The organism is Stenotrophomonas sp. B2, assembly GCF_014947095.1.
GTDB classification, from domain to species: domain Bacteria; phylum Pseudomonadota; class Gammaproteobacteria; order Xanthomonadales; family Xanthomonadaceae; genus Stenotrophomonas; species Stenotrophomonas maltophilia_P.
The window spans coordinates 231,530-253,994 of the sequence record NZ_JADCQA010000001.1; the positions used below are offsets into that span (position 1 = coordinate 231,530).

General features: G+C 67.4%; 22 protein-coding genes. 16 read left to right on the forward strand and 6 right to left on the reverse strand.

The features are described from left to right. Positions 1-7: 7 nt before the first annotated feature. Positions 8-2,146 carry a bifunctional 23S rRNA (guanine(2069)-N(7))-methyltransferase RlmK/23S rRNA (guanine(2445)-N(2))-methyltransferase RlmL gene (gene rlmKL, locus IMX13_RS01165; RefSeq protein ID WP_065181385.1) on the reverse strand — a complete coding sequence of 713 codons (2,139 nt, stop codon included), beginning with the start codon at positions 2,144-2,146 and terminating at the stop codon, positions 8-10. 145 nt (positions 2,147-2,291) lie between these two features. Next, entirely contained in the window at positions 2,292-2,819 is a 528-nt protein-coding gene (locus tag IMX13_RS01170; RefSeq protein WP_053518227.1) for an alpha/beta hydrolase, read from the reverse strand. Positions 2,820-2,891: 72 nt separating this feature from the next. Between IMX13_RS01170 and IMX13_RS01175 the strand changes: the two genes are divergently transcribed. Next, positions 2,892-3,458, forward strand: a complete 567-nt coding sequence (locus IMX13_RS01175; protein ID WP_065174726.1) for an N-acetylmuramoyl-L-alanine amidase — start codon at positions 2,892-2,894, stop codon at positions 3,456-3,458. Positions 3,459-3,529: 71 nt separating this feature from the next. On the opposite strand, the gene IMX13_RS01180 is transcribed toward IMX13_RS01175, so the two are convergent. The 3 genes from IMX13_RS01180 to IMX13_RS01190 all read right to left on the reverse strand — a co-directional run bounded on the left by IMX13_RS01180 (position 3,530) and on the right by IMX13_RS01190 (position 6,109). After that, positions 3,530-4,432 carry a sulfurtransferase gene (locus tag IMX13_RS01180; RefSeq protein ID WP_053518214.1) on the reverse strand — a complete coding sequence of 301 codons (903 nt, stop codon included), beginning with the start codon at positions 4,430-4,432 and terminating at the stop codon, positions 3,530-3,532. Continuing rightward, positions 4,429-5,232: a CoA pyrophosphatase gene (locus tag IMX13_RS01185; RefSeq protein ID WP_193395575.1), complete on the reverse strand. Its 804-nt coding sequence runs from the start codon at positions 5,230-5,232 to the stop codon at positions 4,429-4,431. The genes IMX13_RS01180 and IMX13_RS01185 overlap by 4 nt, the downstream gene beginning before the upstream one ends. Positions 5,233-5,407: 175 nt before the next feature. Then, positions 5,408-6,109, reverse strand: coding sequence for an FKBP-type peptidyl-prolyl cis-trans isomerase N-terminal domain-containing protein (locus tag IMX13_RS01190; protein WP_005408797.1), 702 nt, complete (start codon positions 6,107-6,109; stop codon positions 5,408-5,410). 167 nt (positions 6,110-6,276) lie between these two features. On the opposite strand from IMX13_RS01190, the gene IMX13_RS01195 reads away from it, so the two are divergent. The 15 genes from IMX13_RS01195 (at position 6,277) to rnt (ending at position 19,215) form a co-directional block, all read left to right on the forward strand. Beyond that, complete coding sequence (locus IMX13_RS01195; RefSeq protein WP_065181203.1) at positions 6,277-7,059, forward strand: enoyl-CoA hydratase-related protein; 783 nt, start codon at positions 6,277-6,279, stop codon at positions 7,057-7,059. A gap of 4 nt (positions 7,060-7,063) precedes the next feature. Next, entirely contained in the window at positions 7,064-7,417 is a 354-nt protein-coding gene (locus tag IMX13_RS01200) for a hypothetical protein (RefSeq protein WP_053518210.1), read from the forward strand. Continuing rightward, on the forward strand, positions 7,417-8,106 hold the full coding sequence (nth, locus tag IMX13_RS01205; RefSeq protein ID WP_193395576.1) for an endonuclease III: 690 nt from the start codon (positions 7,417-7,419) through the stop codon (positions 8,104-8,106). The genes IMX13_RS01200 and nth overlap by 1 nt, the downstream gene beginning before the upstream one ends. A gap of 192 nt (positions 8,107-8,298) precedes the next feature. Beyond that, the gene (locus IMX13_RS01210) at positions 8,299-9,510 is read left to right on the forward strand and encodes an OprO/OprP family phosphate-selective porin (RefSeq protein WP_065174723.1); all 1,212 of its coding nucleotides are present in this window, start codon (positions 8,299-8,301) and stop codon (positions 9,508-9,510) included. Positions 9,511-9,718: 208 nt separating this feature from the next. Then, the gene (pstS, locus tag IMX13_RS01215) at positions 9,719-10,738 is read left to right on the forward strand and encodes a phosphate ABC transporter substrate-binding protein PstS (protein ID WP_053518207.1); all 1,020 of its coding nucleotides are present in this window, start codon (positions 9,719-9,721) and stop codon (positions 10,736-10,738) included. A gap of 349 nt (positions 10,739-11,087) precedes the next feature. Beyond that, positions 11,088-12,176 (forward strand): phosphate ABC transporter substrate-binding protein PstS, encoded by a 1,089-nt coding sequence (gene pstS / locus IMX13_RS01220; RefSeq protein ID WP_053518206.1) that lies wholly within the window; start codon positions 11,088-11,090, stop codon positions 12,174-12,176. Positions 12,177-12,258: 82 nt separating this feature from the next. Beyond that, complete coding sequence (pstC, locus tag IMX13_RS01225; RefSeq protein ID WP_053518204.1) at positions 12,259-13,227, forward strand: phosphate ABC transporter permease subunit PstC; 969 nt, start codon at positions 12,259-12,261, stop codon at positions 13,225-13,227. Then, positions 13,227-14,090, forward strand: a complete 864-nt coding sequence (pstA, locus tag IMX13_RS01230) for a phosphate ABC transporter permease PstA (protein WP_053518203.1) — start codon at positions 13,227-13,229, stop codon at positions 14,088-14,090. The genes pstC and pstA overlap by 1 nt, the downstream gene beginning before the upstream one ends. A gap of 19 nt (positions 14,091-14,109) precedes the next feature. After that, positions 14,110-14,940, forward strand: a complete 831-nt coding sequence (pstB, locus tag IMX13_RS01235; protein ID WP_053518202.1) for a phosphate ABC transporter ATP-binding protein PstB — start codon at positions 14,110-14,112, stop codon at positions 14,938-14,940. A 67-nt stretch (positions 14,941-15,007) separates the two neighbouring features. After that, a complete protein-coding gene (gene phoU, locus IMX13_RS01240) occupies positions 15,008-15,715 on the forward strand; it encodes a phosphate signaling complex protein PhoU (protein ID WP_053518201.1) in 708 nt (235 codons plus the stop codon). A 257-nt stretch (positions 15,716-15,972) separates the two neighbouring features. Continuing rightward, positions 15,973-16,323: a hypothetical protein gene (locus IMX13_RS01245; protein ID WP_053518199.1), complete on the forward strand. Its 351-nt coding sequence runs from the start codon at positions 15,973-15,975 to the stop codon at positions 16,321-16,323. Next, positions 16,310-17,188: a DUF692 domain-containing protein gene (locus IMX13_RS01250; RefSeq protein ID WP_193395577.1), complete on the forward strand. Its 879-nt coding sequence runs from the start codon at positions 16,310-16,312 to the stop codon at positions 17,186-17,188. Before IMX13_RS01245 ends, IMX13_RS01250 begins: the two co-directional genes overlap by 14 nt. Continuing rightward, a complete protein-coding gene (locus IMX13_RS01255; RefSeq protein WP_128987826.1) occupies positions 17,181-17,936 on the forward strand; it encodes a putative DNA-binding domain-containing protein in 756 nt (251 codons plus the stop codon). The genes IMX13_RS01250 and IMX13_RS01255 overlap by 8 nt, the downstream gene beginning before the upstream one ends. A 23-nt stretch (positions 17,937-17,959) precedes the next feature. After that, on the forward strand, positions 17,960-18,490 hold the full coding sequence (locus IMX13_RS01260) for a DoxX family protein (RefSeq protein ID WP_111185747.1): 531 nt from the start codon (positions 17,960-17,962) through the stop codon (positions 18,488-18,490). A gap of 140 nt (positions 18,491-18,630) precedes the next feature. Further along, entirely contained in the window at positions 18,631-19,215 is a 585-nt protein-coding gene (gene rnt, locus IMX13_RS01265) for a ribonuclease T (RefSeq protein ID WP_053518226.1), read from the forward strand. Positions 19,216-19,278: 63 nt separating this feature from the next. On the opposite strand, the gene IMX13_RS01270 is transcribed toward rnt, so the two are convergent. Beyond that, the gene (locus tag IMX13_RS01270; protein WP_193395648.1) at positions 19,279-22,305 is read right to left on the reverse strand and encodes a ligand-binding sensor domain-containing diguanylate cyclase; all 3,027 of its coding nucleotides are present in this window, start codon (positions 22,303-22,305) and stop codon (positions 19,279-19,281) included. Positions 22,306-22,465: the final 160 nt, after the last annotated feature.

Below are 22,465 nucleotides of genomic sequence, written 5' to 3' on the forward strand. Positions count from 1 at the left end.
CGAACCTTCAACCCAAACGCTTCAACTCCCACGCACGGTGGATGCGTGCGTTGCGCTCGAAGTCCGGACCGATGGTACGCGCAGTGATCTCACGGCACTGGGCGAACTCGGCGATCGCGTTCTCTTCCAGCTTGAAACGGCGGAAGTTGTTGGAGAAGTACAGAACGCCTGCCGGTGCCAGCCGTGCCACCGCTGCACGCAGCAGCCGCAGCTGCTCGCGCTGCACATCGAAATCATCGGCGCGGGCGGAGTTGGAGAACGTCGGCGGATCGCAGAAGATCACATCGTACTGTCCGCGGTCGGCTTCCAACCAGGCCATCGCATCGGCCTGCACCAGAAGATGCTGGTTGCCGCCCTGACCATTCAGGGCCAGGTTGTCGTAGCACCATTGCAGGTAGGTAGCGGACAGGTCGACACTGGTGGTGCTGGCCGCGCCGGCCACGGCTGCCTGCACGCTGGCCACGCCGGTGTAGCAGAACAGGTTGAGGAAGCGCTTGCCACGCACCTGCTCGGCCATCATCCGGCGCAGCGGGCGATGGTCCAGGAACAGGCCGGTATCGAGATAGTCGAACAGGTTCACCTGCAGCAGCGCATGATTCTCGCGCACCACCACGAACTCGTCGCGCTGCTCGAAACGGCCGTACTTGCTGCCGCCCTTGCCACGCTCGCGTGACTTCATCGATACCTGTTCGGGCGGCACGCCGAATACCTCACGCGCGGCGGCCAGCAGTTCGTTGCGGCGGCGGCGCACGTCGTTCTCGGGAATCGCCGCCGGTGCAGCGTATTCCTGCACGTGCAGGAAGGTACGGCGCTGTCCACCGTCCTCTTCGTAGACATCGATGGCCGCCGCGTATTCCGGCAGGTCCGCATCGTAGGCGCGGAAGCAGGTGATGTCCTCGCGCGCGCGCCAGCTCTTGAACTTCTTCAGGTTCTTGCGCAGGCGGTTGGCCACCATCTGCGCACCTTCGCTCAGCTCCCGCGGCTGTGCCGGATCACGCCCCGGCACCGCGATCGGGTCGCAGACGATCAGCGCGCATTCCAGCGCGCCATTGAACATCTGGTACTTCTTGGCCGCACGAAGACCCGTGGCGAAGGCCAGCTCGTCGTTGCCGCACAGCAGGCTGGCGCGCCACTGCGGCACCGCCTTCTGCAGCGCGTTGCCCAAGGCGCGGTACAGCGCCGGATCGGCGGCCAGGCGCTCGTCGTAGGGCGGGTTGCAGACCACCGCACCGATCTCCTGCTCCGGCGAGGTGAGCTCGGATACGTCGGCGCGGGTGAAGCGGATGGCGTGGGCCACGCCCGCCACTTCGGCATTCTCGCGTGCCGCTTCGATCGCCGTCGGATCGATGTCGCTGCCGTGGATCACCGGCTTCAGCGCGGCCAGGCCGGTGGCCTCGCGCTCGCGCGCTTCGCTCTGGATCGCCTTCCAGGCCACCTTGTCGAAGCCCAGCCAGCGGCTCGGCGGCAGGCTGCCGTGGCGCATCAGGCCCGGCGCGACGTCGGCCGCCATCAGCGCGCCTTCGATCAACAACGTGCCGCTGCCGCACATCGGGTCCAGCAGGCCACCACCGGCGGCATGCAGACGTGGCCACTGCGCCCGCAGCAGCAACGCGGCCGCCAGGTTCTCCTTCAGCGGCGCTTCGTGCGCGGCCCCCCGCCAGCCACGGCGGTGCAGCGGGCCGCCGCCGAGGTCGATCGACAGCGAGGCACGGCCCTTGCGCAGCGACAGGTTGACGCGCACATCCGGCAGATCGGTGTTGACCGACGGCCGCTCCAGGCCCTCATCGCGCATGCGGTCGACGATGGCGTCCTTGATCCGCTGCGCGGCAAAGCGGGCGTGGGTGATCTTGTCGCCGGACACATGCGCATCCACCGCCAGGGTCATTTCCGGCTTGATGTGCTCATGCCACGGCAGCGCACGCACGCCGTCATACAGCGCCTGCTCGTCCGGGCATTCGAACTCGTCGATCGGCCACAGTACGCGGCTGGCCAGACGTGACCACATCACGATCCGCAGCGCCTGCTCCAGCTCGCCCTCGGCATTGACGCCGGCAATGGTGGCAGTGGCCTTGTCCAGGCCCAGGGCCGACAGTTCATCGGCAAGCAGGTATTCCAGGCCCTTGGCGCAGGAGACGAAGAATTTCACGGGATCGGTTCGCAGGTGGTCGGGCGCGGCAGGGGAGCCGCGCCAGTCGGAAAGGAGGGCCGTGGGCACGGCCGGCAGGCCCGCGCCGGGGGCGGCGGGGCTGCCATTGTAGTCAATGCGGGCCGGCGCGCCGTGCGCCCCGGCTTCACAGTTGGCGCAGCAGGCGCTCGAAGGCGTGTGCGGATGCCTCCACGTGCCGCTCCAGGCGGTGGCCATCGTCCACCAGCAGCAGCTGTGCCGAGCGCGCCTGCGCCCAGGCGATCACCCCGGCGGCAGGCACAACATCATCGTGCCAGGCCTGGACCACGGTGGTGGGGACCGCTGCGGCGTCCAGCGCCGGCATGGGCCCCATGGTGGTCGGCGGGACCATCAGGAACAGGCCCGCCACCGGTACCTGCAACGAGGCGATCGCAGAGATGTAGGCGCCCAGGCTGGAACCCGCCAGCACCAGCGGCCCTTGTGCCGCCGCATGTGCAGCGCGTTCCAGCAGGCGCTGCAGACGCCCCGGCACGTCACCGACGCGGCTCACTTCGCTCATCGCGTCCAGATCGGTGTAGTCCGGCCGCTCATGGGTCCAGCCCAGGCGCTGGGCGACCTCGGCCAGTGCCGTGACCTTGGTGGCCTCCGGCCCGCTCTCGAAGCCATGGGAGAGGATGCAGTGACCGCGGCTCATGCGCACGCTCCGCAGGCGCGCACCGACAACGAAAGAGAATGCAGGTTCATTGCGCAATGCTAGCATCGCCGCATGCCCAACCCGCTCCTGCCCGGCCTGCTGCTGCAGCCCCTGCCCTATCACGACCTTCTGCCGCTGCGCGCGCCGGACACGCTGGAGATGGTGGTGATCCACTGCACCGAGCTGCCCGACCTGGCCACGGCCCGTGCCTATGGCGAGCGGGTGCTGTACGACAGCGGCGCCGGCAACAGCGGCCATTTCTACATCGACCGCGACGGCAGCGTCGTGCAGTACGTGGCACCTGAGCGCGTGGCCCACCACGTCCGCGGCATGAACGCACGGACGCTGGGCATCGAGCTGGTCAACAGCGGGCGCTACCCCGACTGGTTCGACAGCCGTCACCAGGCGATGGACGAGCCGTACACCGAGCCGCAGCTGCAGGCCCTGGAACAGCTGCTGCTGGCCTTGGTGGCGCGCTACCCGTCACTGCAGCGGATCGCCGGCCACGACCAGCTGGACCGGGAACAGGTGCAGGCCAGTGACGATCCGACGTTGAGCGTGGCCCGCAAGCGCGATCCGGGGCCGTTGTTCCCATGGGCACGAGTGCTGGCGAAGGTGCCCCTGCAATCGATCGGGTAACCGGCAGGACTGCCGCCTGAAGGGGGCAGATCCGTTCTGCGCGGGAAAACGGATCTGACCCCGGTTCTGTCTCAGGTACCGCTGGCGACCGGTCGGCTGCTGTCGCTCACCCAGCCGCTCCAGGAATCGGCATAGATGCGCGCCCCGGACAGGCCCGCCGCTTCCATCGCCAGCAGCAGATGGCACGCCGTCACGCCGGAACCGCACATCAGTACGACCTGCTGCGGATCGCGATTGCCGATGATGCCCTGCAGCTCGGCACGCAGCTCCTGCGTATCGCGCATGCGGCCATCGAGCACATTGGATGCGAACGGGCGGTTGACCGCGCCGGGCACGTGGCCGGCCACCGGATCCAGCGGTTCGACTTCGCCGCGGAAGCGCTCTCCCGCGCGGGCGTCCAGCAACCAGCCCGGCGCATGCTTGAGCCGGGCGGTGATCTCGTCGGCATTGGCGATCTGCGTGGTGTCAAAGCGCCCCGGATAGGCAGGCTGGGCCGGAACCTCGCCCGCACCGGTCGCCAGCGGCAGCCCCGCTGCCTGCCAGGCCGCAATGCCTCCATCGAGCACCGCCACCCGCGCGTGGCCCATCAGGCGCAGCAGCCACCACAGGCGCGCGGCGGCCATGCTGCCATCGCTGCCGTCGTAGACCACGACCTGGGTCTCCGGGGCGATACCCCAGCGACCCAGCCGTGCGGCGAACGCGTCGCTGTCCGGCAGCGGGTGGCGACCGTGGCCGGCACGGGTGAGGTCGGACAGATCACGGTTGAGATCGGCGTACACCGCACCGGGGACATGACCGGCCAGGTACTGGCCCTCGCCCGCCTGCGGATCGCCCAGCGACGCGCGCGCATCGACCACACGCACGGCGGTGCTCGCCGTTGCACGGGCGTCGACCACGCGCACGTCCTCGCCCAGTGCAGCGGCGAGGGTGGCGACATCGACCAGAGTGGTCCACGGCGGATCGATCGGCTTCATTGCACTTGCTCCAGGCGGCGACGCAGGTTGTAGAGAATGGCCGCCGTCGCCCCCCAGATCCGCTGGCCAGGCCAGCCGTACTCGAGCACATGGCGGATGCGGCCACGATGGTTGATTTCGACCTGGCGCAGGTTGTCGGCCGCCATCAGGTAATCCAGTGGCACCTCGAACACCTCGGCCACTTCACTGGGCTGCGGCACGGGCACGAAATCCGGATCGACCACCGCCACCACCGGGGTGACACGGTAACCGGTGATGGTCACGAACGGATCGAGGTAGCCCAGCGGCTGCACCTGCGCAGGCGCCAGCGCGATTTCTTCCTGGCTTTCGCGCAGCGCTGCGGCCAGCGCATCGCGATCATCCGGCTCGGTACGGCCGCCGGGAAAGCCGACCTGGCCGCCGTGCTGTCGCAGGGTTTCAGTGCGACGGGTCAGGATCACCTGCGCGCCGTTGGCACGCGGCACGATGCCGGCCAGCACCGCCGCTTCCACCGGCGGACCCGGCGGCAGCAGGTCGATCAGTTCACTGCGGTTCCAACCGTCACCGGCGGGCGGGGCGGCCAGCGGATGCAATGCGCGCAACAGGCGATCATGGTCGGCCAGCGAGCCGTGCAGCGATTGCTGCAGCTGCTCGCGCAGCGGCAGCACGCGATGCAGGATGTGGCTGCGTTCGCTGTCGCTCATCGACGACCACCGTGTGATCTCGTCGATGTGCCGCCGGCAACCGCGGCACAGCCGGTTGCCATCCAGCTTGCACGTTCCGATGCAGGGGCTTGCGACAACACGCGCCGGGTCTTCCATAGTTTGCACGTTGCAACAGTAGCGCGATTGCGCTGAATTTGCGCGGGCTGAAGATGCGGCATGCGGTCCTTCGCCGCGCGCCTTCGCCGAGCATGGCTCGATGCTGCCGGCCGCGCGCGGCGCAAACAAAAACGCGCCGGTGGGATCACCGGCGCGTTGATGTTGATGCGGAGGCTTACTTGACGCTGACCAGCTTGATCTCGAACTGCACGGCCACGTTCGGCGGGAACGGGGTGCGCGGGTCGGCACCGTACGCCTGGTCCGGCGGCAGGGTGACTTCCCACTTCGAACCCGCCGGCATCTGCAGCAGGGTCTCACGCATGGCCTTCATTTCGACTTCGCTGACCTTGATCGACGGAATCTGCTGGGCCGGGCGGGCCTCGGTCGGGCGCTGGCCGTACGGGAACGGACCGGCAACTTCCAGCTGCACGGTGCTGGCCTGGGTCGGCTTGGCACCCTTGCCGGCTTCGATCACGCGGTACTGGACGCCGCTCGGCAGGGACTGCACGCCGGCCTTGGCCTTGTTCGCCGCGATGAACTGATCGCTCTTGGTCTTGTTTTCGGCAGCGGCCTTTTCGTACTCGGCCTTGGCGGCCTGGGCACGACCCTGCTCGCGCTTCTGGAACGCTTCAACGGCCGGCTTCAGCTGCTCGGCGGTGATCGCCGGCTGCTTCTTGGCGTAGGCGTCCTGCAGACCCTTCACCACCGAGTTGATGTCCAGCTGCTCACCACGACCGGTCAGCTCCGCCAGGTTGTTGCCGTAGTCGTAACCGAAGTAGTAGCTCAGCTTGCCCTTTTCGGACGAGACGTCCTGGGCGAAGGCATTGCCCGTCAGGGCCAGGGCCGCGACGGCGACCGCGATAGAACGCAACTTCATCAAACAGTTCTCCAGGGGTGGTAACTCAGGGACGTTCTGCGCCGCCCTGAGGCGACGGGTTAGGATAACGGCCACAACGTGTAACCGCTACTCACCACGCAGGCTATGACCTGTCTGCGCGGGCAGAGTTCAAAATCACTCTTTTTTAACGTTCCAGGAGTTTCACCGTGGCCGATGACCTGATCGCTGTCACCGACGATGGCGCCATCCGCACCGTGACCGTCCAGCGCCCGGACAAGCTCAATGCCCTCAATGCCGCGACCCTGCAGGGTCTGGCCGATGCGTTCAGGGACGCCGCGGCCGACCCCGAGGTGCGTGTGGTGGTGCTGACCGGTGCCGGCCAGAAGGCCTTCGTCGCCGGCGCCGACATCGCCGAGATGAACACACTCAGTGCGGTTCAGGGACGTGATTTCTCCCTGCTCGGCCAAGGACTGATGCGTCAGATCGAACGCATGCCCAAGCCGGTCATCGCCCGCGTCAACGGTTTTGCCCTCGGCGGCGGCCTGGAACTGGCGCTGGCCTGCCATCTGCGCGTTGCCGCTGACTCGGCCAAGGTCGGCCAGCCGGAGATCAATCTCGGCCTGATCCCCGGCTTCGGCGGCAGCCAGCGCCTGCTGCGCCTCTGCGGCCGGGCTGCCACCCTGGAACTGTGCCTGCTGGGTGCGCCCATCGATGCCGCCCGTGCGCTCGCGCTGGGCATCGTCAACGAGGTGGTGCCGGCGGCCGATCTGGACACCCGTGTGCAGGACATCGCCCGGCAGCTGGCACGCTCGGCGCCCTTGGCGCTGCGCGCCCTGCTTGATGCGGTCCACGTCGGCGGCGAGTGCAGCCTGGAGGCGGGACTGGAGTACGAAAGCGCGCAGTTCGGCCTGCTGTTCGCCACCGAGGATATGCGCGAAGGCACCGGTGCCTTCCTGCAACGCCGTCCCCCCGCCTTCCAGAACCGTTGACCCCATGGCATCCCGACCCAACCCCGCGCTGCTGTTCGCCCGGGTCCAGGCAGACGATCTTGATGGTGCCCTGCAGGCCGGTCTGATGGACTATGTCGCCAACGAAGGCGACACACACGAGGTTCCCGGGCACCCGGAACTGCCGGAGGTGCTCAGCCAGGCGCGGCAGCAGTTGCAGCGCGCGTGGGCCGCACGTGACCGTTACCGCGCACGCGCGGTGCGCCTGGCCCGCCGCGACGCCGAACGCGATGCGCGTCGCACGCCGCGCCCGGCGCCGGACGTGAAACCTGCGCTGCCCGCCGCCGCTGCCGCCATCCTCGCCCGTGCCAAGGCACGCGCCACCGGCAAGGAGCGCTGATGGCCACCGCGAAGAAGGCCGCCCGCGTGCCAGCGCGGCGTGGCAGCAGCATGCCGCGCGCCGACGTGGTGGAAATGTTCACGCGCCTGCGCGAACTCAACCCGCATCCGAAGACCGAACTGGAATACAGCTCGCCGTTCGAACTGCTGGTGGCGGTGGCCTTGTCGGCCCAAGCCACCGATGTCGGCGTCAACAAGGCCACGCGCCGCCTGTTCCCCGTTGCCAACACGCCCGCGCAGATCCTGGCGCTGGGCGAGGACGGACTGAAGAAATACATCGCCACCATCGGCCTGTTCAACGCCAAGGCGAAAAACGTGATCGCCACCTGCGCGATCCTGCTGGAGAAACATGGCGGTGAAGTACCACGCGAACGCGAGGCACTGGAAGCCCTGCCCGGCGTCGGCCGCAAGACCGCCAACGTCGTGCTCAACACGGCTTTCGGCGAACCTGTGATGGCGGTGGATACGCACATCTTCCGCGTTGCGAACCGCACGGGACTGGCGCCGGGAAAGAACGTGCGCGAAGTCGAGGACAGGCTGGTCAAGGCGATTCCTGATGAATTCCTGCTCGACGCACATCACTGGTTGATACTGCACGGACGCTACGTCTGCAAGGCACGCAAGCCGGACTGCCCGGGATGCGTGATCGCTGATCTGTGCCGCTTCAAGGACAAGACACCGGCCTCCTGAGGCATCCCGCAGCGCCTGCGGGTAAATGCCATCGCAGCGCAATCCCCACGTCATATCGGCCCGGCATCAATGCCGGGCCCAGTCGTGGCAAGGGTCGCGGCGGACAGACTGCGCGCGGAAACTGTCACATTTACGCAATCTTTACCTTCTAGCCTGCGCGCATCTTCCCACCTGCCTGCAAGGCTCCTCTCCATGAAACTGCATCACCAACTCCTGACGGTGGCCGTGGCCGCTGCGCTCTATGTGCCGGCTGCCCACGCTGAAGTCGCCATCGACGTGATCGGCGGTTCGGAAATCACCTTCGAAGGCCTGGTCCAGGCCGACGGCAACTGGTTCCACAACGACGTCGTGGACCTCAATGGTGGCGATGCCGGCAACGGCAAGGACAGCGAGTTCGAGCTGCGCCGCGCCGAGCTGGTGCTCAAGGGCAAGGGCCCGGGCAACGTGGAGTGGGTGCTCGGCTACGACGCCAAGGCGGACAAGTTCCTCGACACCAACGTGAAGTACAAGCTGCTGGGCAATGCCAACCATTTCATCCAGGTCGGCCAGTTCAAGCAGCCCAACAGTCTGGAAGAGCTGTCCAGCACCAAGAACAACGACTTCATCTCCAAGGCCGCGGTCACCAACACCTACGCGATCGCCCGCCGCCTGGGTGGCGCCTACAGCTACGGCCAGGACAACTGGTCGGTCACCGCCAGCGCCTTCGGCCGCGAGCTGACCCGCAACCTGGCCCATGGCAGCGGCTATGGCGCGCGTGGCACCTGGGCTCCAATCAACGAGAAGGGCCAGGTCCTGCACTTCGGCCTGAGCTACGTGGACTACGACGCCGACGCCGACACCCTGCGCGTGCGTGCGCGTCCGAACGCCGACCTGGCCACCGCCCGCCTGATCGACAGCGGCAACCTGACCGACACCGACCGAATCAGCACCGTCGGCGCCGAAGCCATGTACTTCCAGGGCCCGTTCAAGGCCCAGGCCGAGTACTACACCAGCAAGGCCAAGCGCTACGACCACGACAACTACACCAGCGACGGCTACTACATCAGCGGCCTGTGGAATGTCACCGGCGAGACCTGGAGCTACAAGGGTGGCACGCCCGGCACCGGCCTGCCGAACAACCCGGCCAGCGGCCAGTGGCAGCTTGGCGTGCGCTACGACCACATGGACCTCAACGACGGCAACCTGGCCGCGAACCCGGTCGCCGGTCGCCCGCCGATCGTCGATGGCGTGCTCGGCGGCAAGATGGATGTGTGGACCGTCGGCGCCAACTGGTACTGGCGCTCGAACTTCAAGCTGATGCTGAACTACGTGAAGGTCGACAGCAAGAAGTACAGCTCCAGCGCCCGCGGCTTCGTCAATGACGATCCGAACATCCTGGAAGCCCGCGCGCAGTTCTTCTGGTAAGAGCCCGCGTCATCGCATCACGCACCGGCAAGGGCACGACTGCGGTCGTGCCCTTGCCACGTGCGGTGACGCCTGTAACGCAGCGCGATCCCCTCATCCGATGTCACACCGGCGTCATATGACAGACCTTTCCGTGTCACGGAATGGTTATGGAATGTGCACCGATACGTTGGGCAACCGCCCTTCGACCACCCCAGGAGTCTCTCCCGTGATCCACGCCTTCAAGTCGCGCGCCGCTGTCGCCATCCTGGCCGCGTCGTCCGTGTTCGCCGCCAATGCTGCCGATGTCACCGGCGCGGGCGCCTCCTTCATCTACCCCGTGATGTCCAAGTGGTCGGCGGACTACAGCACCGCCACCGGCAAGAAGGTCAACTACCAGTCGATCGGTTCCGGCGGCGGCATTGCCCAGATCAAGGCAGCGACCGTCGATTTTGGTTCCTCCGACGCGCCGCTGAAGCCGGAAGAACTGGCTGCGGCCGGCCTGGCCCAGTTCCCGTCGGTGATCGGCGGCGTGGTGCCGGTGATCAACGTCGCCGGCGTCGCACCGGGTGCGCTGAAGCTCGATGGCCCGACCCTGGCCAACATCTTCCTGGGCAAGATCACCACCTGGAACGATCCGGCCATCGCTGCACTGAACCCGGGCCTGACCCTGCCCAGCGGCAAGATCACCATCGTGCACCGCTCCGACGGTTCGGGCACCACCTTCAACTTCGTCAACTACCTGTCCAAGGTCAGCCCGGAGTGGAAGAGCAAGGTCGGTGAAGGCACCTCGGTGCAGTGGCCGGCGGGCATCGGTGGCAAGGGCAACGAAGGCGTGGCCGCCTACGTCAAGCAGATCAAGGGTGGCATCGGCTACGTCGAGCTGTCCTATGCGCTGCAGAACAAGATGTCGTACGCGGCAATGAAGAACGCCGCGGGCAAGATCGTGCAGCCGTCGGACGCCTCGTTCTCGGCCGCCGCCGCCAGCGCCGACTGGGCCAATGCCCGTGACTTCTACCTGGTGATGACCAATGCCCCGGGTGCCGATGCGTGGCCGATCACCGCCACCAACTTCATCCTGGTCCGCAAGCAGCCGAAGAACGTCGCCGGTGCCAAGGCCACGCAGGAGTTCTTCCGCTGGATCTACAGGAACGGCGACCAGCAGGCCAAGCAGCTTGATTACGTCCCGCTGCCGGACACCCTGGTCCGCCAGATCGAGACCTACTGGACCCAGAACCTGAAGTACTGAGCAAGACCTCCCCCGCAGGAGCGGGGCCGGCGGGTCCTCTCTCCCCCGCCGGCCCCACCGGGCGCGAGATCCTCGGGATCTCGCGCTCTTCTCGTTTGTGGGGTCCGGCCTGCCGTCGCCGGGGGACGTGGGGCTCGACCCTGCACCGGCCCGACAACCCTGCCGGTGCGCAGATCGGGCGGCCGCGGCGGTCTCCGGGGGTGTCCGCAGTGGGCGAGGCCCCTGTGAAACCCTTGTCGGAACGTGATCCAGGACACCTCTGTCATGGACGTCATACGGCTGTAACAAAAACATCATTTCATAGCCGCATCCGCCGACGCCGTCGGCTCTTCCCCGCTATGGAGTGACCATGAAACTGCACTCGGCCGGCCTCGCCGCCCTTTCCCTGGCCATTGCCCTGGGCCTGTCGGCCTGCGGTGGCGACAAGCAGGCCGCGCAGCAGCCGGCCGCCGACGGTGCCGCTGCCCCGGCTGCCGCCGGTGCGAAGGTGACCGCCGAAGTCTCCGGCGCCGGCGCGTCCTTCATCTTCCCGCTGGTGTCGAAGTGGTCGGCCGACTACAACGCCAGCACCGGCGCCAAGATCAACTACCAGTCCATCGGTTCCGGCGGCGGCATCGCCCAGATCAAGGCCGGCACGGTCGACTTCGGCTCGTCCGACAAGCCGCTGAGCAGCGAGGAGCTGGCGCAGGCCGGTCTGGCCCAGTTCCCGTCGGCCATCGGCGGCGTGGTGCCGGTCGTCAACATCGAAGGCCTGGAAGCCGGCAAGCTGCGCCTGAGCGGCGCCCTGCTGGCCGACATCTTCCTCGGCAAGGTCAAGACCTGGAACGACCCGGCGATCGTCGCTGCCAACCCTGGCGTGACCCTGCCGGACGGCAAGATCACCATCGTCCACCGTTCGGACGGTTCGGGCACCACCTTCAACTTCTCCAACTACTTGTCCAAGGTCAGCCCGGAGTGGAAGAGCAAGGTCGGCGAAGGCACTTCGGTGCAGTGGCCGGACGGTGTGGGCGGCAAGGGCAACGAAGGCGTCGCCTCGTACGTCAAGCAGATCAAGGGCTCGATCGGCTACGTCGAACTGGCCTACGCGCTGCAGAACGCCATGCCGTACACCTCGCTGCAGAATGCCGCCGGCACCTGGGTGCAGCCGAGCGCGGAGACCTTCGCCGCTGCGGCCGCCAGCGCCGACTGGGCCAGCGCCAAGGACTTCAATCTGGTCATCACCAATGCCCCGGGTGAGCAGGCGTGGCCGATCACCGCCACCAACTTCATGCTGATGCAGAAGCAGCCGAAGGATGCCAAGCGCAACCAGGACACCCTGGCCTTCTTCAAGTGGGCCTTCGAGAACGGCCAGGCCCAGGCCAACGAGCTGCACTATGTGCCGCTGCCGGCCGAACTGGTCACGCAGATCGAGGCCTACTGGGCGACCGAACTGAAGTGATGGACCCGACGGTGCCCGCCGCGTGCGGGCACCGTGTCTTCCACGCCGTGCCGCCCCGCCCCTTCCTGGCCCTGCCGTCCCCATGAATGCCATCGCCCAGCCTGTAGCCGCCCCGTCCACGCGTGACGCGCGTGATGCCCGCAACGACAAACTGTTCCGATGGGTGCTGGTCGGCACCGTCATCTTCGTCCTGATCGCCCTGGCCTGCGCGGCTCTGTCGATGCTGTGGGGCGGCCGTCATGCCCTGCAGATGCAGGGCCTGAGCTTCTTCTTCTCTTCCGACTGGAATCCGGTCGAAAACAAGTTCGGTGCGCTCGCTCCGATCTACGGCACCCTGGTCACCGCGCTGATCGCGATGGTCATCGCCGTGCCGGTCAGCTTCGGCATCGCCTTCTTCCTGACCGAAGTGGCGCCACGCTGGCTGCGGGGGCCGGTCGGCACCGCCATCGAACTGCTGGCAGGCATTCCCTCCATCATCTACGGCATGTGGGGCCTGTTCGTGCTGGTACCGGTGATGACCGAGTACGTCACCCCGTTCCTCAACGAAACGCTGGGCGAATGGCCGGTCATCGGCCCGATCTTCCAGGGCCCACCGCTGGGCATCGGCATGCTGACCGCCGGCTTCGTGCTGGCCATCATGGTCATCCCGTTCATCTCTTCGGTCATGCGCGAGGTGTTCCTGACCGTACCGACCCGCCTGAAGGAATCGGCCTATGCGCTGGGGTCGACCAAGTGGGAAGTGAGCTGGGACATCGTGCTGCCCTACACCCGTTCGGCGGTGATCGGCGGCGTCTTCCTCGGCCTTGGCCGCGCACTGGGCGAGACCATGGCCGTGGCCTTCGTGATCGGCAACAGCGTGCGCCTGTCGCCGTCACTGCTGGAGCCGGGCACCACCATCGCCGCCCTGATCGCCAACGACTTCGGCGAGGCCACTGAAACCTACCGCTCGGCGCTGCTGCTGCTTGGCTTCGTCCTGTTCATCGTCACCTTCGTGGTGCTCGCCATCGCCCGCCTGATGCTGATGCGCCTGGCCCGCAAGGAGGGCAACTGATGTCCACCACCGCTGACTCGCTGTACCTGCGCCGCCGCATCGGCAATGTCGTCGCCATCGCGCTGTCCTGCGCCACCGCGCTGTTCGGTCTGTTCTTCCTGGGCTGGATCCTGTTCACCCTGGCCGCGAAGGGCCTGGCCGGCATCAACCTGGACCTGTTCACCAAGATGACACCGCCGCCGATGCAGGAAGGCGGCCTGGCCAACGCCTTCTTCGGCAGCGCGGTGATGTGTGCGCTGGCGATCGGCATCGGCACCCCGCTGGGTGTCCTGGCCGGCACCTGGCTGGCCGAGTACGGCAATGCCCGCAAGGCCGGCACCGTGGTCCGCTTCGTCAACGACATCCTGCTGTCGGCCCCGTCGATCGTGCTGGGCCTGTTCGTGTACACCCTGTACGTGATGCAGACCGGCGGCCAGTTCTCCGCCTTCGCCGGCGCGCTGTCGCTGGCCTTCATCGTGCTGCCGGTGGTGGTGCGTACCACCGACGAAATGCTGCGCCTGGTGCCCTCGCAGATGCGCGAAGCGGCGCTGTCGCTGGGCATCCCGCAATGGAAGGTGATCGTGCAGGTGCTCTACCGCAGCGCCTCGGCCGGCATCATCACCGGCATCCTGCTGGCGCTGGCCCGCATCTCCGGTGAGACCGCACCGCTGCTGTTCACTGCCTTCGGCAACCAGTACTGGAACAGCAACGTGTTCCAGCCGATGGCCTCGGTGCCGGTGGTGATGAACCAGTTCGCCGGCAGCCCGTACGAATCCTGGCAGGTGCTGGCCTGGGCCGGTGCCCTGGTGCTGACCGTCTTCGTGTTGCTGGTCAGCCTCGCCGCCCGCGGCCTCCTGCTGCGCAACCGCATCTCCCATGACTGACCTTTCCGTGGAAACCACCATGAACGATCTTTCCAATGCCGTGCCGATGCAGCGCATCGCCGTGCCGGCCTCGCACGAGAACCTGCATACCCCGGCTCCGGTCAAGCTCGCTGCGCGTGGCCTGGACTTCTACTACGACAAATTCCACGCCCTCAAGGGCATCAACCTGGAGATCCCGGAAAAGCGCGTCACCGCGCTGATCGGCCCCTCTGGTTGCGGCAAGTCGACCCTGCTGCGCATCTTCAACCGCATCTACGCGCTGTACCCGAAGCTGGAAGCACGCGGCGAAGTGCTGCTGGACGGCGAGAACATCCTGTCGCCGAAGTTCCCGATGAACCGGCTGCGCAGCAAAGTAGGCATGGTGTTCCAGAAGCCGGTGCCGTTCCCGATGACGATCTTCGAGAACGTGGCCTACGGCATCCGCCACCACGAGAAGCTGTCCAAGGGTGAGATGAGCGACCGCGTCGAGCAGGCACTGCGTCAGGGCGCGCTGTGGGACGAGGTGAAGGACAAGCTCAACCAGAGCGCGCTGGGTCTTTCCGGTGGCCAGCAGCAGCGCCTGTGCATCGCCCGCGCCGTCGCCCTGCGCCCCGACGTGCTGCTGCTGGACGAACCGACTTCGGCACTGGACCCGATCTCCACCAGCCGCATCGAGCAGCTGGTGGAAGAGCTCAAGAACGATTACACCATCGTCATCGTCACCCACAACATGCAGCAGGCCGCCCGCGTATCGGACTACACCGCCTTCATGTACCTGGGCGACCTGATCGAACATGACCGCACCGAAGTGATCTTCTCGCAGCCGTCCAAGCAGCAGACCGAGGACTACATCACCGGTCGCTTCGGCTGACCGGACCGCGGCTTCTTCACAGACAACGCCAGTCGGGCATGGCCCGGCTCTACATGACGGAACAACCATGAATCTTCCCAACGACCACATCGTCAAGAGCTACGACGAAGAGCAGCAGCGCCTGGTGGCCGAAATCGTGCGCATGGGCGAGATGGCCGTCGCCCAGCTCGAAGCATCGATGGACGTGATCGAGAAGCGCGATGAGAACGCCGCCCATCGCATCATCGCCAACGATGAGGCGATCGATGCACTGGAGCAGCAGATCAGCCACGACGTGATGCGCCTTGCGCTGCGCGGCCCGATGGCGCGCGACCTGCGCGAAATTCTTGCGGGCCTGCGCATCCCCGCCGACATCGAGCGGATCGGCGACTACGCGGCCAACGTTGCCAAGCGTTCGATCGCACTGGGCAAGGTGCCGCCGCTGCCGCAGATCCAGGGCCTGCGCGCCCTGGGCCGGCTGGCCGCACAGCAGGTGCGCCGCGCCATCGCGGCCTACCGCGACAATGATGCCGAGGCGGCGCTGGCCCTGCGCGAGGATGACGCGCGCCTGGATGCGCAGTACACCGCGCTGTTCCGCGAACTGCTGACCTACATGATGGAAGATCCGCGCAACATCACGCCGTGCACCCACCTGCTGTTCATGGCCAAGAATCTGGAACGCGTGGGCGACCACGCCACCAACATCGCCGAGAACGTCTGGTTCCTCGTGCATGGAGAGCAGCCGCTGCCGCCGCGCGAGAAGCGCGACGAAACCTCCAGCACCGGTCAGCCCTGACGCTGCACTGCAACACCGGAGTCGACTCCAGAGTGGCCGCTGTCCGCGCGACAGCGGCCTTTCTTTTTGGGCCTTCCAGCATTTCCAAAGGCGCCGCGCCTGCCTGGCAAGGCCCCGCCCCCTGACTGCGCGGAAAATCTCACGAAAATTTGAGTTCTCTGCGAGGATTCGTTGAGTAGGATCGGCGCACGATCGCTTCCACCGGCACCTCTGCCGGCCACCCGGGCACCCGCCCACACCACCCAGGAGCACAACCGATGAGCAGTACCAACAAGACCCTGTCCCTGCTGACCGCTACCGCCCTTGTCGCCGGCCTGGGCATGACGGCCAGCGCTTCGGCTCTGAGCATGAGCGATCTGGCGCAGGGCTATCTGGTGGCCGGCCAGGCCGCCAAGGCCACCGATGCCAAGGCTGCCGACGCGCGTACCGGCGACGCCGCCAAGCATGCCGAAGGCAAGTGCGGCGCCGATGGCAAGAGCGCCGAAGGCAAGTGTGGTGGCGACAAGGGCAAGGCCGCCGCCGGCACCGATGCAAAGGCCAAGAGCACCGGCGACAAGAAGGCGGCCGAAGGCAAGTGCGGCGAAGGCAAGTGCGGTGGCAAGCACTGACATCCGCGCCAGCGCTGTCCACCGGCGGTCGCCGCTTCCCGCGGCGGCCGCCGGGTTGGGCCTGCGCCGCGCGCTGCTGCAGGCGCTGCGCGAGGCACCGGCCGGCGACTTCGACTTCCTCGAATGTGCACCGGAAAACTGGATCCACGTAGGCGGCCCGGCAGGCGATGCACTGGCCGAACTGGCGGCGCGGCATCCGCTGAGCTGCCACGGCCTGTCACTGTCGCTGGGCGGCAGTGCACCGCTGGACACGCAGCTGCTGGCACAGGTTGGCCGGTTCCTGGACGAGTACCGCGTGCCGCTTTACAGCGAGCACCTGAGCTACTGCAGCGACGACGGCCATCTGTACGACCTGCTGCCGATTCCGTTCACCGATGAAGCCGTGCGCCATACCGCCACGCGCATTGCCCGTGTGCAGGACCTGCTCGGCCGGCGCATCGCGGTGGAGAACGTGTCCTACTACCTGGCACCGGAACCGTCCATGGACGAACTGTCCTTCACCAACGCGGTGCTTGCCGAAGCGGACTGCGACCTGCTGCTGGACGTCAACAACGTCTACGTCAACGCCTGCAACCATGGCTACGACGCCGACACGTTCATCGCCGGCCTGCCGGCACAGCGCATCGTCTGCCTGCACGTGGCCGGGCACCTGGATGAAGCGCCGGACCTGAAGATCGACACCCATGGCAGCGCCGTGATCGATCCGGTCTGGGAGCTGCTTGCACGTACCTATGCGCGCATCGGCCCCCGCCCCACCCTGCTCGAACGCGACTTCAACTTCCCCCCATACGCCGAGCTCCAGAGCGAGCTGCAGACCATCCGCCGCCTGCAGGCCGACCCAGCCGGAGGCAGCACGCATGGCTGAAGCGCCGGAACGGCTGCGTGCGCAGCAGCACGCGTTCACCGCCCATCTGCGCGACCCGGACACCGTGGCCGCGCCGGCCGGCATGGAGCCGCGACGCGTAGCGGTGTACCAGCGCCTGCTGTTCAACAACCTGCTGGGTCTGTTGAGCAACGGGTTCCCGGTCTGCGTGCGCCTGCTCGGTGAACCGGGCTGGAGTGCCCTGGTGCGCAGCTACTTCGCGACGCATCGCTGCCGCAGTCCGCTGTTCACCGAGCTGGCTGCCGAGTTCGTGCAGTGGCTGCAGGCACAGCCGCAGCTTCCGCATCCGGCGCTGGCCGAGCTGGCCCACTACGAGTGGGTGGAAACGGCGTTGTACCAGCTGCAGGCCGAGCCGCTGCCGGTGGCCGGCGCGATCGATCCGCGGGTGGTCGCCCTGCAGCGTTCGCCGCTGGCCTGGCCCTTGCTGTATCAATGGCCGGTCCACCGGCTTGGCGCGGACGATGCGCCGCGCACGGCTCCGGCCGAGCCGACCGGCCTGCTGGTCCGGCGCGATGCTGACGGTGAGGTGCGTTTCGCCAGCCTCAGCCCACTGGCGGTGCATCTGCTGGCCCGCATCGGCGAGCAGCCCGGCGCCGATGGCAACACCTACCTGCGGCAGCTGGCACTGGCACACGGGCTGGAGGAGCACGCGTTGGACGAGGCCGGTGCCGCCCTGCTGCAACAGTTCCTGCAAGCCGGCGTAATCGGCCCGATCACGCCGCCGCCCTGACGCCCCACTCCCGGAGATTCCCGATGAACTACCCGATCCTGGCCACCGCGCGTGGCCAGCTGGACCGTCTCGCCCCCTGGTTGGCCCCGCTGGGCCTGCGCGTACTGCTGGCCTGGGAGTACTTCGAATCCGGCCTCGAGAAACTGCACGGCCAGAACTGGTTCGCTGACCTGCAGCAGGCCTTTCCGTTTCCATTCGACCACTTGCCGGCCGCGCTGAACTGGCAACTGGCCACTTGGTTCGAACTGCTGGGTGCCGCCTGCCTGCTCGTCGGTTTCGGCACCCGCTTTGCCGCTGCCAGCCTGCTGGTGCTGACCGTGGTGGCGACCCATGCGGTGCACTGGCCGATGGAATGGCACTCGCTGGGCGACCTCGCCATGGGGTATGCAATCAGCGACCAAGGCTTCGGCAACTTCAAACTGCCCGTGCTGTTCATGGCGATGCTGCTGCCGTTGCTGTTCGCTGGCGCCGGCAGGCTGAGCGTCGATGCACTGCTGGCCCGGCATGGCGCTGGCGGGGGCACCTGGGCGGGAGCCGGTCCGCGATGCCGCTGATTGGCGCGCCGCCCGCAACGCCCCATCCGGCTGCGCGCACCGGGCGCTCAGGAACGCTCTGCTAGAATCCACGCATGACCGACCCCACCCCCGCACCTGACGTCGCCCCCGTTTCCGCAGTACCGCAGGCGCAGCGTGCGATGTCACAACGCTTCCGTGGCTTCCTGCCGGTGGTGGTGGACGTGGAGACCGGCGGCTTCGACGCCCAGCGCAACGCGCTGCTGGAGATCGCGGCGGTGCCGATCGAGATGGACGAGAACGGCCTGCTCTTCCCCGGGCAGACCGCCAGCGCGCATGTCGTGCCGGCCGAAGGGCTGGAAATCGATCCGAAGTCGCTGGAAGTCACCGGCATCATCCTGGATCACCCGTTCCGGCTGGCCAAGGAAGAGCGCGCCGCGCTGGACCATATCTTCACCCCGGTTCGCGCCGCGATGAAGAAGTACGGCTGTCAGCGCGCAATCCTGGTCGGCCACAACGCGCATTTCGACCTCGGTTTCGTCAATGCCGCCGTCGCCCGTACCGGGCACAAGCGCAATCCGTTCCACCCCTTCAGCGTATTCGACACGGTGACGCTGGCCGGCATCGCATACGGACAGACGGTGCTGGCACGTGCTGCCAATGCGGCGGGACTGGGCTGGGATGCCAACGAAGCGCATAGCGCGGTGTACGACACCGAGCAGACGGCACGGCTGTTCTGCACGATCGCCAACGCCTGGCCGCGGTAACCGTCAGCGCCCCTCTCGCCGCGCAGGCGTGGGTGCCGACCGTGGGCCGGCACCGCCGGCGCGTCAACCGATGCTCGTGCGATCCCGCCCGTCGCTCTTGGCACGGTAGAGCGCGCGGTCGGCGCGCTGGTACAGCAGGGCCGGGGTGCGGTCTTCGGCCTCCAGTTCGACCAGTCCCGCACTGAAGGTCACCCTCAGCCCGTCCACGCCCGCCCAGTCCGGGTGGTCATGGAACAGCCCCCGCAACCGCGCGCACAGCTGCGCGGCTTCCTCCAGCCGGGTGTCGTTGAGCAGCAGCGCGAATTCTTCGCCGCCCGTGCGCGCAGGCAGGTCCGAGTCACGACAGGCCGTGGCGATCACCCGCGCCACCTCGACCAGTACCGCATCACCGGTACTGTGGCTGTAGCGATCGTTGACAGCCTTGAAGTGATCGATATCCAGCACCACCAGGCATAGCGGGTGGCCGCTGCGCTGGGATCGTGCGAAGTCACGCGCCAGGGTTTCATCGAAGCCGCGGCGGTTGGCCAATCCGGTCAGCGCATCCTCCCGCGCCTGGCGCTCGAACGCTTCGGCCTGCCGTGCGAGGCGTTCGGCCAGCTCGGTCTTCTCCTGGTTCACCGCCTGCAGATGGACGGTCTGGGCCTGCAGGTCGAAGGTGGCCTCGTCCACGCGGCGAGCCAGACGCAGGTTGCTGGCCTTCAGCTGCTGCAGCAGGAAGCGGTACAGCGCCACCAGCCCGGCCAGCAGCAGGATGCCGCCCAGCGCCTGCACGCTGCGCCGTTGCCACCAGAACGGCTCCACGCTGAAGCTCCATACGGCTTCCTGCTGGCCCCAGGCGCCACTCGGGTGCGCGGCGGCCACGTGCAGCGTGTAATCGCCCGGTGGCAGGCCAACGAACTCCACGCTGCGCTGTGGACCGCGCTCGACCCAGCCGCTGTCCAGTCCATCCAGGCGCGTGCGGTAGCGGATCCGTTCCGACATCAGGTAGCTCAGGCCGACATAGCTCACCGCGAGGCGACGACCACCGGGAATCAGATTGCGTTCGGCGCCCTCCCAGTGCACCGGCGCGCCGTCCACCTGCACGTTCTCGATCGCCGCTGGCGGTGCCCGCCGTTCGCGGAAGCGCTGCAGGCGCTGCGGATCGACCGTACTCAGGCCCCCCGCGGTGACCACCCAGAAGGTGCCATCCTGGCGCAGGATCGCCGAGGGGCCGGAGCTGCCGTTGGCCTGTGCATTGGCCATGCCGTCGATCTCGTTGTAGCGCTCCACGCTCACCCGCGGCGCGCGGCCGTCGGCCACGGCATTGAGAGTCGCCATGTCGGTGCGCAGCACGCCACGGTTGCTGCTGATCCATACGTTGCCCAGCCGGTCGGGTACCAGCTGGAACACCGCGTCGACCGGCATGCCCTGCTCCAGGCCGACGCGGGCCAGCCGCCCGCCCTGCCAGCGGTACAGGCCACGATCACTGCTGATCCACATCGCGTCACCGAGCTGGTGGAAGCCGAACACACTGCGTCCGCCCCCCAGCGGCGCCAGATCGATCGCCTGCACACGGTTGCCGCGCAGCACGCGGATGCCCTCGATCGTGCCGATCCACAGGTTGCCCTGGTGATCGTGTTCCAGCGCTGTGATCAGCCCGGTCGGCATGCCCGCCACCGGCGACACCTGCACCCGGTCGCCGTCGATGCGCACCACTCCCTTCTGCGTTCCGGCCCAAACCGCCCCGCTCGAATCCACGCTGATCGCGCGGATGTTGCCACCCGGCATGCCATCGTCGGCGGCGTAGTTGTGGCGCAGGCGGCCGTCCCGGGACAGGCGGTAGACGCCGTCACCGAAGGTTCCCACCCAGAGATCGCCGTCCGGCCCCTGCGCCAGGCTCAGCACCGACGGCGCCTTGCCACCGCGGTTGTGCAGCGGCATGGCCTGGAAACGGCCATCGGCATTCTGTCGATCCAGGCCACTGGCACTGCCCACCCACAGCTGGCGGTCACGATCTTCCAGCACGGTGCGCACGTAATCGCCGCTGAGCCCATCGCGCTCGGTGTAGCTGCTGAACAGGGTCTCGCGCAGGCGGTACAGGCCGCCGTTGGCCCCCACCCAGATGCTGCCCTCGTCATCCTCGCGCAGGCTCACCACGCGCCCGCCCGGCAGGCTCAGGCCCGCAGGCAGCCGCTCCAGTCCATGCGAGGAAATCCGCAGCAGCCCCTGGTTCTCGGTGCCCAGCCAGAGATCACCGTGGCGGTCCTGCAGCATCGAGGTCAGGTGCAGCTGGCCCGGCAGCCGGTGCACCAGCACCAGCCGGTCATCCTCGACCCGGTACAGGCGCTCGCCCGCCACGATCCACAGCGCACCGTCCGGCGCCCGGTACGGCCAGGACAGGCCACTGCCCGCGCCCAGCCCCCAGGCGGCGGGCGCGCGCTTCAGCACGCCATCGTTGTCACGCAGTACCAGGCCATCGAGCGTGCCGACCCAGACCCGATCCTGCGCATCCACCACCAGTTTGGTGAAGCTCATCGCCATCGGCAGATCGGCAGCCGGCGCCTGATAGACAAGGCCTTTGTCCGGCGCGAGATAACCCAGGCCCTTGCCTTCGTAGAGCAGCCACAGGCGCCCCTGGCTGTCCATCTGCATCGACTGGATGAGTACCTGCGGGGTATCCGGCTGGTGCTCCCACACACGCCACTGGCCATCACTGCCACGTCGGCTGACATTGCCGCGCGAGTCGCTGATCCACAGCCCGCCCTGACGGTCGACGAACAACGCGCCGATGCCGTTGTCGCGCAGCCCGGGCCGCGTGCTGCGGTCGTACACGGTGAAATCCAGGCCGTTGTAGCGCACCAGGCCTTCCCAGGTGGCAAACCAGAGATGGCCTTCCGGCGTCTGCGCGATGTCGCGCAGCGAGTTGTGCGGCAGGCCGTTGCGCGAGGTCCACACATCGATGGCGTAGTCGCGCAGCGGCGGTGCACCGCTCTGTGCATGCAACGGCAATGCAGCAGCCAGCAGCAGCCACAGAAGGCTGTGTCGCAGCACCGCCCTCCAGTCCCACGCGTGACGCTCCACCCAGCGCCCGTCGTCCCCCTGCCCGCCCATCACCGCAGCAGTGGCGGCCGGGTACTGCGGCCAGGCGGGGCGGCAGGTGGAAATGCCCAAGCAGCGCGGGGCGGCGTGCCGACGGGAACAGGCTGGCTCATCGGGGGGCGTCTGGGGAGATGCGCGAATGATAGGGCAAACGCCAGCCCGCCGCGCCTGC

Coding starts and splice junctions, on each gene's coding strand:
- IMX13_RS01170 (WP_053518227.1), bottom strand. CDS start 2,819: ATGAGCCGCGGTCACTGCATCCTCTCCCATGGCTTCGAGAGCGGGCCG.
- IMX13_RS01175 (WP_065174726.1), top strand. CDS start 2,892: ATGCCCAACCCGCTCCTGCCCGGCCTGCTGCTGCAGCCCCTGCCCTAT.
- IMX13_RS01180 (WP_053518214.1), bottom strand. CDS start 4,432: ATGAAGCCGATCGATCCGCCGTGGACCACTCTGGTCGATGTCGCCACC.
- IMX13_RS01185 (WP_193395575.1), bottom strand. CDS start 5,232: ATGGAAGACCCGGCGCGTGTTGTCGCAAGCCCCTGCATCGGAACGTGC.
- IMX13_RS01190 (WP_005408797.1), bottom strand. CDS start 6,109: ATGAAGTTGCGTTCTATCGCGGTCGCCGTCGCGGCCCTGGCCCTGACG.
- IMX13_RS01200 (WP_053518210.1), top strand. CDS start 7,064: ATGGCATCCCGACCCAACCCCGCGCTGCTGTTCGCCCGGGTCCAGGCA.
- nth (WP_193395576.1), top strand. CDS start 7,417: ATGGCCACCGCGAAGAAGGCCGCCCGCGTGCCAGCGCGGCGTGGCAGC.
- IMX13_RS01210 (WP_065174723.1), top strand. CDS start 8,299: ATGAAACTGCATCACCAACTCCTGACGGTGGCCGTGGCCGCTGCGCTC.
- pstS (WP_053518206.1), top strand. CDS start 11,088: ATGAAACTGCACTCGGCCGGCCTCGCCGCCCTTTCCCTGGCCATTGCC.
- pstC (WP_053518204.1), top strand. CDS start 12,259: ATGAATGCCATCGCCCAGCCTGTAGCCGCCCCGTCCACGCGTGACGCG.
- pstA (WP_053518203.1), top strand. CDS start 13,227: ATGTCCACCACCGCTGACTCGCTGTACCTGCGCCGCCGCATCGGCAAT.
- pstB (WP_053518202.1), top strand. CDS start 14,110: ATGAACGATCTTTCCAATGCCGTGCCGATGCAGCGCATCGCCGTGCCG.
- phoU (WP_053518201.1), top strand. CDS start 15,008: ATGAATCTTCCCAACGACCACATCGTCAAGAGCTACGACGAAGAGCAG.
- IMX13_RS01245 (WP_053518199.1), top strand. CDS start 15,973: ATGAGCAGTACCAACAAGACCCTGTCCCTGCTGACCGCTACCGCCCTT.
- IMX13_RS01255 (WP_128987826.1), top strand. CDS start 17,181: ATGGCTGAAGCGCCGGAACGGCTGCGTGCGCAGCAGCACGCGTTCACC.
- IMX13_RS01260 (WP_111185747.1), top strand. CDS start 17,960: ATGAACTACCCGATCCTGGCCACCGCGCGTGGCCAGCTGGACCGTCTC.
- rnt (WP_053518226.1), top strand. CDS start 18,631: ATGTCACAACGCTTCCGTGGCTTCCTGCCGGTGGTGGTGGACGTGGAG.
- IMX13_RS01270 (WP_193395648.1), bottom strand. CDS start 22,305: ATGGGCGGGCAGGGGGACGACGGGCGCTGGGTGGAGCGTCACGCGTGG.